Source organism: Marichromatium gracile, assembly GCF_004343155.1.
In the GTDB taxonomy this organism is placed as follows: Bacteria; Pseudomonadota; Gammaproteobacteria; order Chromatiales; family Chromatiaceae; genus Marichromatium; species Marichromatium gracile.
In genome coordinates, this window is record NZ_SMDC01000012.1 from 23,703 (window position 1) to 39,890 (window position 16,188).

General features: G+C 68.0%; 11 protein-coding genes. 2 read left to right on the forward strand and 9 right to left on the reverse strand.

What is annotated here, in order from left to right:
• Nucleotides 1-377: 377 nt before the first annotated feature.
• Nucleotides 378-5,537 carry a RecQ family ATP-dependent DNA helicase gene (locus EDC29_RS14430; RefSeq protein WP_132230461.1) on the forward strand — a complete coding sequence of 1,720 codons (5,160 nt, stop codon included), beginning with the start codon at nucleotides 378-380 and terminating at the stop codon, nucleotides 5,535-5,537.
• Between the two features lie 426 nt (nucleotides 5,538-5,963).
• Here the strand turns inward: EDC29_RS14430 and EDC29_RS14435 are convergent, their stop codons facing one another.
• From EDC29_RS14435 to EDC29_RS14445, 3 genes are all read right to left on the reverse strand, one after another.
• Complete coding sequence (locus tag EDC29_RS14435; RefSeq protein ID WP_132230463.1) at nucleotides 5,964-6,422, reverse strand: hypothetical protein; 459 nt, start codon at nucleotides 6,420-6,422, stop codon at nucleotides 5,964-5,966.
• 157 nt (nucleotides 6,423-6,579) lie between these two features.
• The gene (locus EDC29_RS14440) at nucleotides 6,580-7,020 is read right to left on the reverse strand and encodes an NUDIX domain-containing protein (RefSeq protein ID WP_123140678.1); all 441 of its coding nucleotides are present in this window, start codon (nucleotides 7,018-7,020) and stop codon (nucleotides 6,580-6,582) included.
• A 22-nt stretch (nucleotides 7,021-7,042) separates the two neighbouring features.
• The gene (locus EDC29_RS14445) at nucleotides 7,043-7,978 is read right to left on the reverse strand and encodes a DUF808 domain-containing protein (protein ID WP_132230465.1); all 936 of its coding nucleotides are present in this window, start codon (nucleotides 7,976-7,978) and stop codon (nucleotides 7,043-7,045) included.
• A 127-nt stretch (nucleotides 7,979-8,105) separates the two neighbouring features.
• Here EDC29_RS14445 and ubiT point away from each other — a divergent pair, with 127 nt between their 5' ends.
• On the forward strand, nucleotides 8,106-8,576 hold the full coding sequence (ubiT, locus tag EDC29_RS14450) for a ubiquinone anaerobic biosynthesis accessory factor UbiT (protein WP_005220913.1): 471 nt from the start codon (nucleotides 8,106-8,108) through the stop codon (nucleotides 8,574-8,576).
• A gap of 101 nt (nucleotides 8,577-8,677) precedes the next feature.
• On the opposite strand, the gene EDC29_RS14455 is transcribed toward ubiT, so the two are convergent.
• The 6 genes from EDC29_RS14455 to EDC29_RS14480 form a co-directional block, all read right to left on the reverse strand.
• Nucleotides 8,678-9,175 carry a universal stress protein gene (locus tag EDC29_RS14455; RefSeq protein WP_082805985.1) on the reverse strand — a complete coding sequence of 166 codons (498 nt, stop codon included), beginning with the start codon at nucleotides 9,173-9,175 and terminating at the stop codon, nucleotides 8,678-8,680.
• On the reverse strand, nucleotides 9,172-10,572 hold the full coding sequence (locus tag EDC29_RS14460; protein ID WP_123140680.1) for a TRAP transporter large permease: 1,401 nt from the start codon (nucleotides 10,570-10,572) through the stop codon (nucleotides 9,172-9,174). Before EDC29_RS14460 ends, EDC29_RS14455 begins: the two co-directional genes overlap by 4 nt.
• Complete coding sequence (locus tag EDC29_RS14465; protein WP_132230511.1) at nucleotides 10,569-11,114, reverse strand: TRAP transporter small permease; 546 nt, start codon at nucleotides 11,112-11,114, stop codon at nucleotides 10,569-10,571. The genes EDC29_RS14460 and EDC29_RS14465 overlap by 4 nt, the downstream gene beginning before the upstream one ends.
• Nucleotides 11,115-11,293: 179 nt before the next feature.
• Nucleotides 11,294-12,301, reverse strand: a complete 1,008-nt coding sequence (locus EDC29_RS14470) for a TRAP transporter substrate-binding protein (protein ID WP_132230467.1) — start codon at nucleotides 12,299-12,301, stop codon at nucleotides 11,294-11,296.
• A gap of 626 nt (nucleotides 12,302-12,927) precedes the next feature.
• A complete protein-coding gene (locus EDC29_RS14475; RefSeq protein WP_005220922.1) occupies nucleotides 12,928-14,289 on the reverse strand; it encodes a sigma-54-dependent transcriptional regulator in 1,362 nt (453 codons plus the stop codon).
• Entirely contained in the window at nucleotides 14,286-16,154 is a 1,869-nt protein-coding gene (locus EDC29_RS14480) for a sensor histidine kinase (RefSeq protein ID WP_132230469.1), read from the reverse strand. The genes EDC29_RS14475 and EDC29_RS14480 overlap by 4 nt, the downstream gene beginning before the upstream one ends.
• Nucleotides 16,155-16,188: the final 34 nt, after the last annotated feature.

Here is a 16,188-nt window from a genome sequence, read left to right on the forward strand (position 1 = left end):
CGTCCACGGGCGTTCCCAGCTCGTCGACTGAGCGGTGCGCGGACGGGACGTCAAGCCCGGGTTGATCGCAATCTCTTCGGATCGAATCCCCCCAACCCCCTTTGACCAAAGGGGGCTTTCAAGCCCTTTGCGTCCTTCGCGTCATCGCGGTTCGATCGGCTGGTGGCTGGTGGCTGGTGGCTGGTGGCTGGTGGCTGGTGGCTGGTGGGCACGCTGCGCTTTGCCCACCCTACAAAAAAACCTTCGCGTCATCGCGGTTCAATCTTCTGGCGACTGACCTTGCATCGGTCGCGATCTGCGTCTAACGTCCACGGTTTGCGGCGCGCCCGGTGGTTGGCGGTCGAGGATGCAGGATTCGAGCAGGAGCTGGGCGTTCGGTGGATGGGTTGATCGTCGACCTCGAGGTGGTTCCCGCAGGCGACGAGGCGCCTGCCCGGATCTTCAAGATCGGTGCGCTGCGCCAGGGGGCCGGCGAGACGCTGGAGCTCGACACCGACGGCGGGCTCGATGCCGCGCTGCGGCGCCTCGATGCCCTAGCCGAAGGGGCCGACTGCGTGCTCGGTCACAATGTCCTCGACCACGACCTGCCGCTGTTGCGTGCCGCCGCCCCCGATCTGAGGCTGTTGCGCCTGCCGGTGATCGATACCCTCAGGCTCTCGCCGCTGGCCTTCCCCCAGGACCCCTATCACCAGTTGGTCAAGGACTACAAGGCCGTTGCGGCGAGCCGTAACTCGCCGCTGGCCGACTGTCGCGCGACCGCGGCCCTGTTCGACGCCGAGACCGAGGCCCTCGCCGCGCTGGGCGCGCGCTACCCCGAGTTGCTCGACTGCTATCAGACCCTGCTCACCGAGCGCATCGATAGTGGGCTCGGCGCCTGGTTCGTCGGCCTGACCGGGCACGCGCCACACGCGGCGGAGTGGTTGGTCGGGACGCTGCGCGGGTTGCTCGTCGACGAGACGACAGAAGCGGGTGTCCGGGTCTGTCCCGCCGCGCTGGAGACACTGCTCGCCGGGTTGGTCATCGACACCGAGCGGCGCTGGTCGCTGGCCTATGCGCTGTCCTGGCTGCTGGCGGGTGCGGGCGAGGCGGTGCTTGCGCCCTGGGTGCGCCATCAGTTCCCCGTCACCGCCGAGCTGATCGCGCGGCTGCGCGACACCCCCTGTGGCGATCCCGCCTGCGCCTATTGCGCGCAGGTCCACGACCCGAGGACTCAGCTCCGGCGCTATTTCGGTTTCGAGGATTTCCGCCGCGAGCCCGAGGGCGGCAGCCTGCAACACGATCTGGTGCTCGGTGGGATGCGCGGCGAGTCGCTGCTGGCGGTGTTGCCCACCGGTGGCGGCAAGTCGCTCTGCTACCAGCTCCCGGCGCTCAACCGCTATCAGCGCAACGGCGCGCTGACGGTGATCGTCTCGCCGTTGCAGTCGTTGATGAAGGATCAGGTCGACGGGCTGCTGGCGCACAACCTGCACTGCGCGGCGACGCTCAACGGCTTGCTGACCCTGCCCGAGCGTGCCGACGTGCTCGATCGCATCCGGCGCGGCGCGGTCGGACTCCTGCTGGTCTCGCCCGAGCAGTTCCGCAACCGCGCCTTCCGCGCCGCCATCGCCCAGCGCGAGGTCGGTGCCTGGATCTTCGACGAGGCGCACTGTCTGTCGAAGTGGGGCAACGACTTCCGGCCCGACTATCTCTATGTCGCGCGTTTCATCCGCCGCTTCGGCGGCGACGATGCGCCGGTGGCGCCGATCGGTTGTTTCACCGCCACCGCCAAGCCCGATGTGCTGGAGGACATCCGCGCCCATTTCACCGAGGTGCTGGGGATCGGCTTCCGCGACCTGATCGGCACGCCCCGACGCGCCAATCTCGACTACGGGGTGCTGCCGGTGGGCGCCGCCGAGAAGCCGGTGCGCATCCATCAGCTGCTCACCGAGACCTTTCCCGAATCCGACTCACCCGGCGGCGCCGTGGTGTTCGCCGCCAGTCGGCGCCATGCCGAGGAACTGGCCGAGTTCCTCAGCGGGCAGGATTGGGACTGTCGGCACTTCCACGCCGGGCTGGCGCCGAACGCCAAGAAGGACATTCAGGACGCCTTCAAGCGCGGCGCGCTGCGGGTGATCGTCGCCACCAACGCCTTCGGCATGGGGGTCGACAAGCCCGATGTGCGGCTGGTGGTGCACGCCGACATCCCCGGCTCGCTGGAGAACTATCTGCAGGAGGCCGGACGTGCCGGGCGCGACCAGCAACCGGCGCGCTGCGTGCTGCTCTACGATCCGCAGGACATCGAGACCCAGTTCGGGCTCGCTGCCCGCACCCAGCTGAGTCTGCGCGACATCCAGCAGATCCTCCGTGCGCTGCGCCAGATCCACGGGCGGCGTGGCGATGCCGCCGAACTGGTGGTCAGCAGCGGCGAGATCCTCCAGCACGCCGCGCTCGATGCCGGGTTCGACGCCGATGCCGATCACGCCGAGATAAAGGTGGTGACCGCGCTCGCCTGGCTGGAGCGCGCCGCGCTGCTCGAGCGCGATGTCAACGAGACCCGCCTCTTCCCCGCGCGGCTGCACGAGCCGGATCGCGCGCGCGCCGCCGCCCGTCTCGACCGGGCGGGATTGCCGCGCCGCCAGCGCGCGATCTTCGACACCGTGCTCGACTGTCTCTACGCCGCCGCGGCCGATGCGCGGATCGACACCGACGCCCTGGCGCGGGCGACCGGGACCAGCGGTGAGGAGGTGACCGGGGTGCTGCGCCAGCTCGAACAGCTCGGGCTGGTGGACAACGACACCCAGCTCACGCTGTATCTGCGTCATGGCGTCAGTGGTGCGGCGAAGGGGCGCCTGGAGCGCTGTCTCGCGCTCGAACAGGCGCTGTTCGCGCTGTTGCCGGAGCTTGCCCCGGATGCCGACCAGGGCGAGTGGCAGGACCTCAATCTGCCCCGGCTCACCGCGCGACTGCGCGAGGAGACCGGGCAGCACGGGCTCAGCCCGCCACGGGTGCTGCGGCTGTTGCGCGGGCTCGCGCAGGATCGCGATGGCGACAGTCGCCAGCCCGGCGCCTTCGAGCTGGATGCCTTCAGCCGCGACCATCTCCGATTGCGGTTGCGCGGGCGCTGGGGCTGGACGCGGATTCACGCCTTCGGCGAGCGCCGGCGCGCGCTCGCGGCGACCTTGTTGCGTTTCCTCATCGCGCGGGTCCCCGAGGGGGTCCGGCGCAAGGACGTCTTGGTCAGCACCACCTTCGGTGAGCTGCTCGGCTGCATCGAGGGCGATGCGGTGCTTGCTGCCACCCTGTGCCCGGAGCAGCGCCGCGCGGCCATCGAACACGTGTTGCTCTATCTCCATCAGCAAGAGGTGCTGGCGCTCAATCACGGCATGACGGTGATGCGTCGGGCGATGACCATCGAACTCGCATCCGAGCGCACCGATGGCTACCAGCGCAAGGACTACGATCGGCTCGATGCCCATTACCGCGAGCGCCGCTTCCAGATCCATGCCATGCGCGAGTATGCCGAGCGCGCCCTCGACAGCGGCATGGAGGCGGCGCGGACGCTGCTGGCCGACTATTTCAGCCAGTCCCGCCAGGCCTTCCAGCGTCGCTACTTCGCCGGCAAGGCCGAGGTGTTGAAGTTGGCCACCAGCGAGGCGTCGTGGCAGGCGATCGTCGAGCCGCTCAACGCGATCCAGCGCGGTATCGTCACCGCCCACGACGATCGCAACCGGCTGGTGCTCGCCGGGCCGGGCTCGGGCAAGACCCGGGTGGTGGTGCACCGCATTGCCTATCTGCTGCGGGTGTTGCGGGTGCCGGCGGCGAGCGTCATCGCGCTCACCTTCAACCGTCACGCCGCCAACGAGATCCGCCGGCGTCTGTTCGACCTGGTCGGGCGCGATGCCTGGGGGCTGACGGTGCTGACCTATCACGCCATGGCGATGCGCCTGACCGGCACCAGCTTCGAGCGGCGCGACAGCGTCGACGAGGCCTGCCTGGGCGAGGTGCTCGACCGCGCCGCGGCGTTGCTCGAGGGCGCGGTCGAGGTCGACGGCGAGGACGATCTGCGCGAGCAGCTGCTGCGCGGTTATCGCTACATCCTGGTCGACGAATACCAGGACATCGACGACCGTCAGTACCGTCTGGTCAGTGCGCTGGCGCGGCGGCGCGCCGAGGGCGAGCAGGACGCCGGGCTGTGCATCCTCGCCGTCGGCGACGACGACCAGAACATCTATGCCTGGCGTGGTGGCAACAACCGCCACATCGAGCGCTATCGCGAGGAGTACGACGCCGAGATCGCCTATCTGGTGGAGAACTATCGCTCCAGCGGCGCCATCGTCGCCGCCGCCAACCGGCTGATCGCGACCAATCCCGACAGGCTCAAGGAGGCGCACCCGGTGCGGGTCGATGCCGCGCGCGAACAGGCGCCGTCGGGCGGGCGCTGGGCGGGGCTCGACCCCGTGGCGGCGGGGCGGGTGTGTTGTCTGCGTCTGCCCGAGCACGACCGCGCCAGCGGTAACCAGCAGGCCCAGGCCGCGCTCGGCGAGCTGCGCCGGCTGCTCGCGCTCGAGGGCGAGGGCGAGTGGCAGGGCTGTGCGGTGCTGGCGCGCAGCCATCGCCATCTGCGCCCGCTGCAGGCCTGGTGCGAGCGCGCCGGGGTGCCCTATCACCTCGCTGCCGAACAGGGGCGGGCGCTGCCGCTGACCCGCGAGCGCGGCTTCCTGCGGGTGATCGACGCGCTGCGCGCTTTGCCTCGCGAGCAGGTGCTCGATGCCGCCGCAGTACGGGCGCGGATCGCGACGCTGGTGCTCGATCCGCGCTGGCGGCGCTTCTTTGCCGAGGCGTTGGTGGCGCTGGCCGGCGAGCTCGGCGATTGCCAGCTCGCACCGGCGACGCTGATCGACTGGCTCTACGATCATGCCCGCGAGATCCGCCAGCAACCGCGCCCCGGGCTCTTCCTCGGCACGGTGCACGCGGCCAAGGGGTTGGAGTTCCGCCATCTGGTGCTGCTCGACGGTGATTGGCGCGCGGCGCCCGAGGCGATCGATGAGATGCGCCGACTCTATTACGTCGGCATGACCCGTGCCCGCGAGACCCTGACGCTGTGCGCCATCGGCGCGGGGAACCCCTGTCTCGATGCGCTCGGCGAGGGGGTGTTCGAGCGCCAGGTGCGGCTCGCGCACGCCCCCGAGCTGGAGGTGTGTTATCAGCCGCTGGGGTTGCAGGAGATCGACCTTGGCTATCCGGGGCGCCAGCCCGCAACGGCACCGATCCATGCCGCGATCGCCGCGATCGCGCCGGGCGAGCGTCTGCTCCTGGTCCCGGAGGGGGAGCGTTATCTGCTGCGTCGCGCCGACGGTCAGGTGGTCGGACGGACCGCACGCGCCTTCCGGCTGGGGCTGGTCGATCCGGTCTGCGAGGTCGTCGCCATCATCCGTCGCGAGGCCGAGGACAGCGAGCCGCAATTTCGCGGCAAGCTGCGTTGCACGCGCTGGGAGGTGGTGGTGCCGCGGCTGATCGGTCGGCCGCGGAGGCGGGTGGCGGCGCTGGCGGCGGGTTGATCGCGCGGGGCACCAGGGGCGGCGTCCCGCGCCGGTCGGCGTCTCAGGGCTGCGGCATCATGCCCATGCCGCCGGGGGATTGAACCGCGATGACGCGAAGAACGCGAAGGGTTTGAAAGTGTTGGGTTGCCGTTGGCAACCCTACCTACTTTGATAGCTGGAAGCTGATTCGAACCGTCATGACACGCGGGCCTGAAAGCCCCCTTTGGTCAAAAAGGGGGGGGGGATTCGATCCGAAGGGATTCCGAACAACCCCGCCTCGACGACCTGTCTCTCAGATCACGTCTTCGCCAGCACGCGGTGGGCACGCTGCGCTTTGCCCACCCTACGAACCCCCTTCGTGTCCTTCGCGCCATTGCGGTTCAATCCCCCGGCGGCTGGCGGCTGGCGGCTGGCGGCTGGCGGCTGGCGGCTGGCGGCGCTGACCTATCCGTTGCGGGTGATACGGATGCTGAAGTCGATGCGCTCGCCGCGTCGTGCCGAGGCGCGGGGCTGGAAGGGGCGGATCAGCCAGACGGTCGGGGCGGTGGCGGTGAGGGTGGCGGTGCGACCCTCGAACTCGCCGCGGAAGACCGCGGTGGCGCTGCCGTCGGCGGCGTCGTGGACGTTGAAATAGACGTTGCTGCTCGCGCTCTCCAGGGTGATCTCCAGACGCTCGCCGGGTGCGCTGCGGATGGCATAGGCGGGACCGGCATAGCCGTCGATGCGGCCTTCGAGGCGTAGTGGCTCGGCGCCGCCGGTCTGGACCTCGACCAGGGTCTCGTCGGGACCGAGCAGGCGGGGGATGGCGGTGTCGGTGAGGTCATCCTCGGTGGTGGGCATGCCGGTGCAGGCGACGAGGAGCGCGAGCAGTGGCAGGATGGCGAGATGGCGGATCGGGCGCATACAGGTGCTCCTGGTGATCGGTTGACGGGGCTTGATGTTGACGCCCTGGCGATCTCGATCAAGTGGTCTGTTCACCCAGGCTGTACCGTCACGAGGCGCCGAGCGGCTCGGTGCTTGCCGGTCTGGTCGTGGCGCCGTCGGATCGTATGACGGTGGATCAACCCAGGCGTGGCGGGGGCAGGGTGCCGACCAGGCGGAAGCGGCGATAGTCGGTGAGGATCTCGGCGTGATCGAAGGCGAGACGCTCGGGGAGTTCGTCGGGATTGAACAGCTCCACCCCCTTGGCATCGTCACGGGCCTCGGGTTCGCCGCTGGCGGTGGCGATATAGACCGCGCTGGCGGTATGAGCGCGCGGGTCGCGCAGTGGCGACGAGTAGACGCCGAGCAGTGCGTGCAGCTCGACCTGCAGCGCGGTCTCCTCCAGCGCCTCGCGGACCGCGGCGCGCTCGACCCGCTCGCCGGGATCGACGAAGCCACCGGGGATGGCCCAGCCGTGGGGCGGGTTGCGCCGCTCGATCAACACGATCGGACGCTCGGGTCGGTCGACCAGCTCGATGATGACGTCGACGGTGAGTAGCGGGGTGACGGGTGCGGGCATCGTTGACCTTCCTGGGTTGGGGCTATGCGCGACGCAGCCGACCGATGGCCTCGACCACGCTGAGTACCAGGGCGCCGGCGAGGATGCCGATCAGGGCGTTGATCAGTAGCGGCACCAGGGTTGCGAGCGGGGCGCCGAGCACGGGCAGACCGGCGAGGACCTCGGCGAGATGGTGGAGCGGCTCGCCGATGATCGGCAGGCCATGGACGAGGATGCCGCCGCCGACCAGAAACATGGCGATGGTGCCGACGATCGACAGCCCCTTCATCAGCCGTGGCGCGGCACGCAGGATGGTCTCGCCGAGTCGGCGTCGCGCGCTGGCGAGTGCCCCCTCGCCGCTGCTGCGGCTGAGATAGAGCCCGGCGTCGTCGAGCTTGACGATGGCCGCGACCAGCCCGTAGACCCCGATGGTCATCAGCAGCGCGATGCCGGCGAGAACCAGCACCTGGGTGAGGAAGCCGGCCTGCTCGACGGTGCCCAGGGTGATGACGATGATCTCGGCCGAGAGGATGAAGTCGGTGCGGATGGCGCCGGCGATGCGTGTGCGCTCGATGGCGGCGAGATCGGTCGCGGGGTCGGCGAGGGCCTGTTCGAGCTCGGTCTCGCGCGTCTCGCCCTTGGGGTTGCCGTGGAGACGGTGGGCGACCTTCTCGAAGCCCTCGTAGCAGAGAAACAGCCCGCCGAGCATCAGCAGCGGCATGATCGCCCAGGGGGCGAGTGCGCTGATCAGCAGCGCGGCCGGGACCAGGATCAGCTTGTTGCGCAGCGAGCCCTTGAACACCGCCCAGACCACCGGCAGTTCGCGTTCGGCGCGCAGCCCGTGGACCTGTTCGGCGTTGACCGCGAGGTCGTCGCCGAGGACGCTCGCGGTCTTGCGCGCCGCGACCTTGGTCAGCAGCGAGACGTCGTCGAGCACGCTGGCGATGTCGTCGAGCAGGGCGAGCAGGCTGGTGGCCATGGTGACGGGTCTCCCGGTAGCGAACGGCCAAAGTGGCTATTTGACATGCGTCATTCGCTTGTGTCGAGAGAGCAGCGAAAATCCAATGTTAATCTGATAAAAGTCCTTGATAGAGATCACTACCACCATGTCGTCTGTCCTTCCCCCCCGTCTGCTGCGCCCGCTCTCCCTGCCGCTGCGCCTGATGCCGACGACCTTTCACAGCCGCGCGCTGGCGCGCATCCTCAATCAGGTGATGAAGGAGGCGATCGCCGATGGCGAGCTCGACTTCCTCGAGGGGCGTCAGGTCGCCATCGAGATCGCCGACATGGGCGTGCGCTATCGCCTCGGCTTCGAGAATGGCCGCATCCAGGGCTACGGCGAGCAGCGTCCGGCCGATGCCAGCATCGCCGGCGATACCCGCGAATTCATGATGCTGGCGGCGCGTCAGGAGGACGCCGACACCCTGTTCTTCCAACGCCGGCTGCGGATGTCGGGCAGCACCGAGCTCGGTCTGTATCTGAAGAACTTCCTCGACGCCTTCGAGCCGCCGGAGCGCTGGCAGCCGCTGACCCGTGCGATCGATCGCATGGCCGGGGTGCGCTTCCCCGGTCACTGAGCCGATGCCGCTTCGGCGCAGATGAAAACGCCCCGTCAGGCCAAGCCTGACGGGGCGTTTTCGTTGCGATGCCGTCCTGGCGCCGTCCCTGGCGCGTCCTCTCAGTGGTTGGGCACGATCAGCACCGGGATCGGGCTGTTGTGCAGCACCTTGCGAGCGGTCGAACCGATCGCACCCAGGCCCATCTGTGCATGGGTGCGGGTGCCGAGCACGATCAGATCGGCCTCGCGCGCCTTGGCCACCCGCAGGATCTCCTCCGAGGGCAGGCCGCTGGCCACTTCCAGCGCCTCGACGATCTCCGACTCGGCGTTGCACGAGCCGGGGACCTCGGCGCAGTACTTGGCCAGGCGCTTGTGGAGGGTGGCGAGCACCTCCTTGAGCACCTCCTGCTCGTGCTGCTTGCGGTTCATGTCGGGCAGATAGGCGCCGACCACCGTCTGGCCGGTGCTGCCCATCGGCTCGACCACGTGCAGCATGGTGATCCGCGCGCCGGTGCTCTTGGCCAGTGCCACGGCGTTGTGGAAGACCGGACGGGTGTGGGTGCCGAAGTCCGATGCGTAGAGGATGTGCTGATAGGTCGGCATCTGGTTCGTCATCATTTATAACCCTGCAATTGGTCGATGTATTCCGGCAGGAACAGCGAGATCTGCGGGATATAGGTGATCAACATCAGGAAGCCAAGGAGCAGCAGCATCCACGGCAGCACCGCCTTGATGACCCAGCCGATGCTCTCGCCGGTGATGCCGGCGGTGACGAACAGGTTGAGCCCGACCGGCGGCGTGAGCATGCCGATCTCCATGTTGACGACCATGATGATACCGAAGTGGATCGGGTCGATACCGAGCTGCATGGCGATCGGGAAGAGGATCGGCGCCATGATCAGCAGGATCGCCGAGGGCTCCATGAAGTTGCCGGCGATCAGCAGCAGGATGTTGACCACGATGAGGAACATCCACGGCTCGAGGCCCCACGCGACGATCGACTCGGCGATCTGGTGCGGGATGCGCTCGGTGGTCAGCACATGGGCGAACAGCATCGCGTTGGCGATGATGAACAGCAGCATGATCGAGACCTTGGCCGCATCCAGCACCACCTTGCGCACCTCGGGGTGGGCGAAGCTGGTGGCCAGCGCCGTGGGTACCTGCCAGGTGTTGCGCCCGAGCATGCGGAAGAAGCCCTCGCCCTGGTAGCGCCAGGGCACGGTCTTGAGCGGACCCATGTCACGGTAGCCGATGACCGCGACCAGGAAGGCATAGACCGCAGACACCGCCGCCGCCTCGGTGGGGCTGGCCACGCCGCCGTAGATCGAGCCGAGCACGATGACGATCAGCAGGATGCCGCCGGAGGCGCTGAAGGCAGCGCGGAAGATCTCGCGGAAGCCGGGCCAGGGCTGCGAGGGCAGCTTCTTGATGCGGGCGACGATATAGATGGCGATCATCAGGATCAGGCCCATCATCAACCCGGGGATGAAGCCGGCCATGAACATGCGCGCGGCCGAGACCTCGGTGGCCGCGGCATAGACCAGCATCACGATCGAGGGCGGGATGAGGATGCCGAGGGTGCCGGCATTGGTGATGACGCCCGCGGCGAACTCCTTCGGATAGCCGGACTTGACCATGCCGGCGATGACGATGGTGCCGATGGCGGCGACGGTCGCCGGCGACGAGCCGGAGACGGCGGCGAACAGCATGCAGGCGAGCACCGAGGCCATTGCCAGACCGCCACGGATGTGTCCGACCACGTCGGTGGCGAACCGGATCAGGCGTTTGGCCACGCCGCCGGTCGAGAGGAACGCCGAGGAGAGGATGAAGAAGGGGATCGCCAGCAGGGTGTAGTGCCCGGAGAGCGCCTCGAACAGCTTGAGCGCGATCGAGGCGAGCGAGTCGTTGGAGAACAGCAGGATGGTGGTGATGCTGGACAGCCCGAGCGCGATGGCGATCGGCATGCCCAGCAGCATGCAACCGAACAGCAGCAGGAACAGGGTTGCAGTGGTCATTTATCGGCCACCTCGCGCTTGAGTTCTTCGGCCAGGTGCATGCTTTCCTCTGCCTCGTTGGTCTGGTGGAAGCCGGTGGCGCGACCGGTGGCCACGGCCCACAGCAGCTCGAGCAGGCGGATCGAGAGCATGGCCAGTCCGATCAACAGGATGCTGTCGGCGATCCAGGTCTGGATGGCGATGTCCTCGAGTTCGATGCCGATCATCTTCATCTTGCCCAGATAGATCCAGGCGCCGTAGATGAACAGTCCGCAATAGGCCAGCGCGAGCAGGATGGCGAGCGCTGAGATCAGCCGCTGGACGAGCGGCGAGAACAGGCGCACGAAGGCGTCGACCCCGATATGGGCGCCGACCTTGAGGCCGTAGGAGACGCCGAACAGGACGAACCAGGCCGACAGGTGCAGGGTGGCCTCCTGGCCCCAGGAGACGCCGGTGCTGAAGCCGAAGCGCATGACGACCTCGGCGAACACCAGGAGGGTCATCGCCACCAGCAGCAGCGAAATGATGGCCTCCTCGGTCTTGTTGATGAAGCGCAAGAACATGGTCAATGACGCTCGAGTTGAATGAAGGTGGTCAGATTGAGGGTAGACACTGGCGCGCCGCTTGGCACGCAAGGTCGGGCCGTCGATGATGCGATGCGCCCCGCGGGCGGGGCCGCGGGGCGCGCTGATTGAGCCTGACGTGACGACCCGTCCTGGAGGTCAGGACAGGTCGGCGGGGCTCAGTTGCCGCGGTTCGAGGCGTAGGCGGCGTCGATCAGCTCGGCGCCGATCTCGTCCTCGAACTCCTCCCACACCGGCTTCATCGCCTGCAGCCACTGGGCGCGCTCCTCGGGCGTGAGGGTGATGATCTCGGTGCGACCGGAGTCGACGATCTTCTGGCGATAGTCGAGGTCCTTCTCGCGGGCGACCTGGTTGCCGTAGGCCACCGCCTCGTCGATCGTGGCCTTGAGTTCGGCACGGAGATCGTCGGGGAGACCGTTCCAGAACTCAGCCGAGGTCACCACCATGTAGTCGAGCAGACCGTGGTTGGACTCGGTGATGTAGGGCTGCACCTCGAAGAACTTCTTGGTGTAGGTGTTCGACCAGGGGCTCTCCTGACCGTCGATCGCGCGGGTCTGGAGCAGGGTGAAGACCTCGGAGAAGGGCTTCTTCAGCGGGGTGGCGTCGACCGCCTTGAACTGCGCCTCGAGCACCTCGGAGGACATGATGCGGAACTTCATGCCGGCGGCGTCCTCGGGCACGCGCAGCGGCTCGTTGGAGCTGAACTGCTTGAGGCCGCTGTGGAGGTAGCCGAGACCGATCAGCCCCTTCTTCTCCATCGAGCTGAGCAGCTCCTGACCGGGCTCGCTCTGCTGGAAGCGATCGACCGCGTCGAGGTCCTCGAACAGGAAGGGCAGGTCGAAGAGGGCGAGCTTCTTGGTGTAGCGACCGAACTTGGAGAGTGCGGGCGCGGCCAGCTGCACGTCGCCGAGCTGCATCGCCTCGAGCACCTTGTCATCGCCGAACAGCTGCGAGTTGGGGTAGACCTCGACAACGACGCGGTCGCCCATGCGCTCTTCAACCAGCTCCTGGAGCTTCAGCGCCATCTGGCCCTTGGGGGTGTTCTCGGCCACGACGTGCGAGAACTTGATCACGATCGGATCATCGGCGGCGCTGGCGGTGCCGGTGACGAGCGTGGATGCGGCCGTGATCGCAGCCAGGGAGAGTGCGGCTAAGGTCGGTTTCATCAGTTCCTCCGCAAGAGGCCCCGCCTTTCTGGTCGGGGTGGGTTAGCGGGCCGCCCGGTGGGCGGCGGTTTTTCACTCAAGTGCCGGTCTGTTCCAGGGCGGGCGTCCTGCTGGCGCTGTCGGCTCGGCAGGGTTCGCCCTCGGGAAGAGTAGCGCGGGTCTCGGCGCTCTTCGCGCCCATCCGTGGCGCAGACACCTCGTGCCGTTCTGTTCAGAGCGGTCGATGGTGTCCCATGTTCCTGATTGTGAAGGCCTGTTTTCCCGCTCGCCTTCCTGTCGGATTCACTCCGGGCCCCGGGGCATGGCCGTCCCCGCCGAGGCGGGAGTAGCCGTTTCGCACGAGAATGGGTGATGTCTCGCCGATCCAGTTGGATCGAGCGCCACATTAAAGCAATTCGTGGGCCAAGTTTTTTCAGCGCCGGGGCGGTGCCATTTCGGTGTTCCCTGACTTTCGAATATTACTTTTTTCTTTCAGCAGGTTGCGCTGTGTGTGCGCTGCTCGGCGGGGTGATGTCGCGGGGCGCTGTCGACGATTCCACGGCTGGCGCGTGGCGGGGCGTGGTGGAGTGGGTGGAATCCCACCCATTGCGGGGTGAGCGGCACGGCGGATATCCGCCGATCCGTGCTCAGTCCTTGTAGTCGTCCTTGTCGAGTCCGTGCTTCTGCATCTTGTCGTAGAGCGTCTTGCGGGGGATGCCGAGGGTGGTCATGGTGTCCTTGATGCTGCCCTTGTTGGCCGCCAGCGCCTGGACGATCAGACTGCGCTCGAAGCACTCGACCTGGGTCGGCAGGGTCTGCGGCAGGCCGCTGTCGGGGTCGCCGGCGAACAGGGTCTCGAGCGACCAGTCGTACTGTTCGCCGATCAGCACGTAGCGCTCGGTGAGGTTGCGCAGCTCGCGCACGTTGCCGGGCCAGTCGTGACCGAGCAGACGGCTGATCTGGTCCTGCTCGGGGAAGGGCGCGTCGCGCTGGAAGCGATCCTGGGCGACGAGCAGGAAGTGATGGAACAGCAGCGGGATGTCCTCGCGACGCTCGCGCAGCGGCGGGATGTGCAGGGTGAGCACGTTGAGCCGGTAGTAGAGATCCTCGCGGAAGTCGCCGGCGGTGGCCGCCTCGCGCAGGTCGATCTTGGTCGCCGCCACCACGCGGAAGTCGAGCGGGATGAGCTGGTTGGAGCCGAGCCGCTCGATGGTGCGCTCCTGGAGCACGCGCAGCAGCTGCACCTGGGCCGGTGCGGGCATGCTCTCGATCTCGTCGAGGAACAGGGTGCCCTCGTGAGCGTGCTCGAACTTGCCGATGCGCCGCGCCTTGGCGCCGGTGAAGGCGCCGGCCTCGTGACCGAACAGCTCGCTCTCGATCATGCTCTCGGGGACCGCGCCGCAGTTGACCGGGACGAAGTTGCGGTCGCGGCGGTTGCTGTGCTCGTGCAGCGAGCGCGCCACCAGCTCCTTGCCGGTGCCGGTCTCGCCGAGGATCAACACGTCGGCGCCGGTGTCGGCGATCTGCGAGATGGTCGCGCGCAGTCGGCGCATCGCCGGGCTGTGGCCGATGATGCGTGGACCGAGCGCGGTGTTGGCCATCAGCTCGACGCGCAGGTTGCGGTTCTCCATCACCAGGGCGCGCTTGTCGAGTGCGCGCTGCACGGTATCGAGGAGGCGCTCGGCGGGGTAGGGCTTCTCGATGAAGTCATAGGCCCCGGCGCGCATCGCGTTGACCGCGGTGCTGATGTCGCCGTGACCGGTGATCAGGATCACCGGCAGGTCGGGGTCGATGGCCTGGGCCTGGGCGAGCAGTTCGAGTCCGTCGATCCCGGGCAGGCGGATGTCGGTGATCAGCACCCCGGGCCAGTCGCGACTGAGCAGCGGCAGGGCACGCTCGGCGCGGTCGAACACCTGGGCGGTGAGCCCGGCGAGTTCCAGGGTCTGGCGGTTGGCGGCACGGATGTGTTGCTCGTCGTCGACGAAGATGACGTGTGGCGATTGACTCATTCAGGGCTCTCCGCAGCCGGCAGGCGCAGTTCGAAGCAGGCGCCCGCGCGGGCGGGCTTGGCCACCAGCGCGCCACCCATCTCGGTGGTGATGCGCGAGGAGATCGCCAGCCCCAGCCCGAGCCCGTCGCCCGCGGCCTTGGTGGTGAAGAAGGGCTCGAAGATCACCGCCAGGTCGGACTCGGGGATGCCGGGGCCGGTGTCGCGCACCCAGGTCACCACGGTGTCGCCCTCGCGGCGGGCATCGATCTCGATGCGGCGTTGTTCGGCCTCGGCGATGGCCTGACAGGCGTTGCCGAGCAGATTGACGATGACCTGCTGGAGCAGCACGTCGTTGGCGCGGACCTGCAGATGGTCGGGGATGCGCGCGATCAGCTCGCCGTGACAGCGCGCGAGCATCGGCGTGATGATCCGTGTAGCCCCCTCGATCACCGCCGCCAGTGGCAGTGGCGTCAGCTCGCCCGAGGTCTTGCGTGCGAACAGCTTGAACTGGGAGCCGATCTTGGCCATGCGCTCGGTGAGCGCGAGGATCTGACCGAGGTTGGCCGCGACCTCCTGATGACGCTCCTTGGCGAGCAGCAGCCGTCCATTATCGGCATAGGTGCGGATTGCCGCCAGCGGTTGGTTGAGTTCGTGGTTGATGCTCGCCGACATCTGCCCGAGGGTGGCGAGCTTGGCCGACTGGATCAGTGCCTGCTGGGTCTCGCGCAGCGCCTGCTCGGCGCGCAGCCGCTCGTCGATCTCGGCGCGCAGCCGCCGATTGGTGCGGGTGAGCTCCTCGGTGCGGGTGGCGACCCGGGCCTCGAGTTCGAGGTTGATGCGCTCGAGGGTGGCGCGCGCGCGCTCGGTGAGTGCGGCATGGGCGCGGCGGCTGCGCTGGCGCTGTAACAGCAGCGCGACGCCGAGCGCGGTGACCGCGAGCAGTGCGCCGGCGAGGGCGGTGAGCTTGAGGCTGTCGCGCATCACCGTGCTGGTGTTGGAGAGCACGTGGACCTGCCAGCCGGCGTTCTGCATCGCGCGCGATTGCAGCAGGTAGGGCGGTGGCTCCGGCCAGGATGCGGGCGGGCCGAGCCGGACCAGGGTGCCGTCGGCGGTGGTGTCGCGCACCGCCAGCTCGAGTGGCTCGAGGCTGGCGTCGAGATAGCGGTTGCTCGCGCGGATGCGCCGTCTGACCTCGGGGGCGAGCGGGTGCAGGGTGCGAAAGCGTTGTGCCGGTTCGGTGGAGATGAAGATCACCCCGTCGGGGTCGGTGACGAGGAAGACATGCCCGGACTTCGCCCAGCGTCGCTCGGCCTCGGTGACGTCGATCTTGACCACCACGGCGCCGAGGATCTCGTGGTTCTCGCGCACCGGGTAGGCGAAGTAGTAGCCGCGTCGCTTGGAGGTGGTGCCGAGGGCGAAGTAGCGCCCGAGCTCACCGTCCATGGCGTCGTGGAAGTAGGGGCGGAAGCTGAAGTCGCGGCCGACGAAGGGGCGCTCGGCGTTCCAGTTGCTCGCGGCGATGGTCAGTCCCGCGGCGTCCATCAGATAGGTGTCGGTGGCGTCGCTGATGCGGTTGACCGTCTCCAGATAGCGGTTGAGCGCGACGATGCTCTCGCGCCCGCCCGGGGTGCGGAGGAACTCGGTCAGGCGCGGGTTGGTGGCGAGCAGCTCGGGCAGCGGTTCGTACTTGGCCAGCAGCCCCTGGAGATGGACGACGTAGAGGTCGAGGTCGGTGCGCGCCTGCTCGGCCAGCCGCTCGACGCCGTCGTGATAGGCCCAGCGCGCCAGCCCCCAGAGCCCGGCGCAGACGAGCGCGAACAGCGCCAGCCAGGGGAGATGGCGGGCGGGGTGCGGACGGGGGGATGGCGGCTGCTCGACGATCAAGCGTGTCTTCCGGCCCGGGGCCGGACGCGCCGTC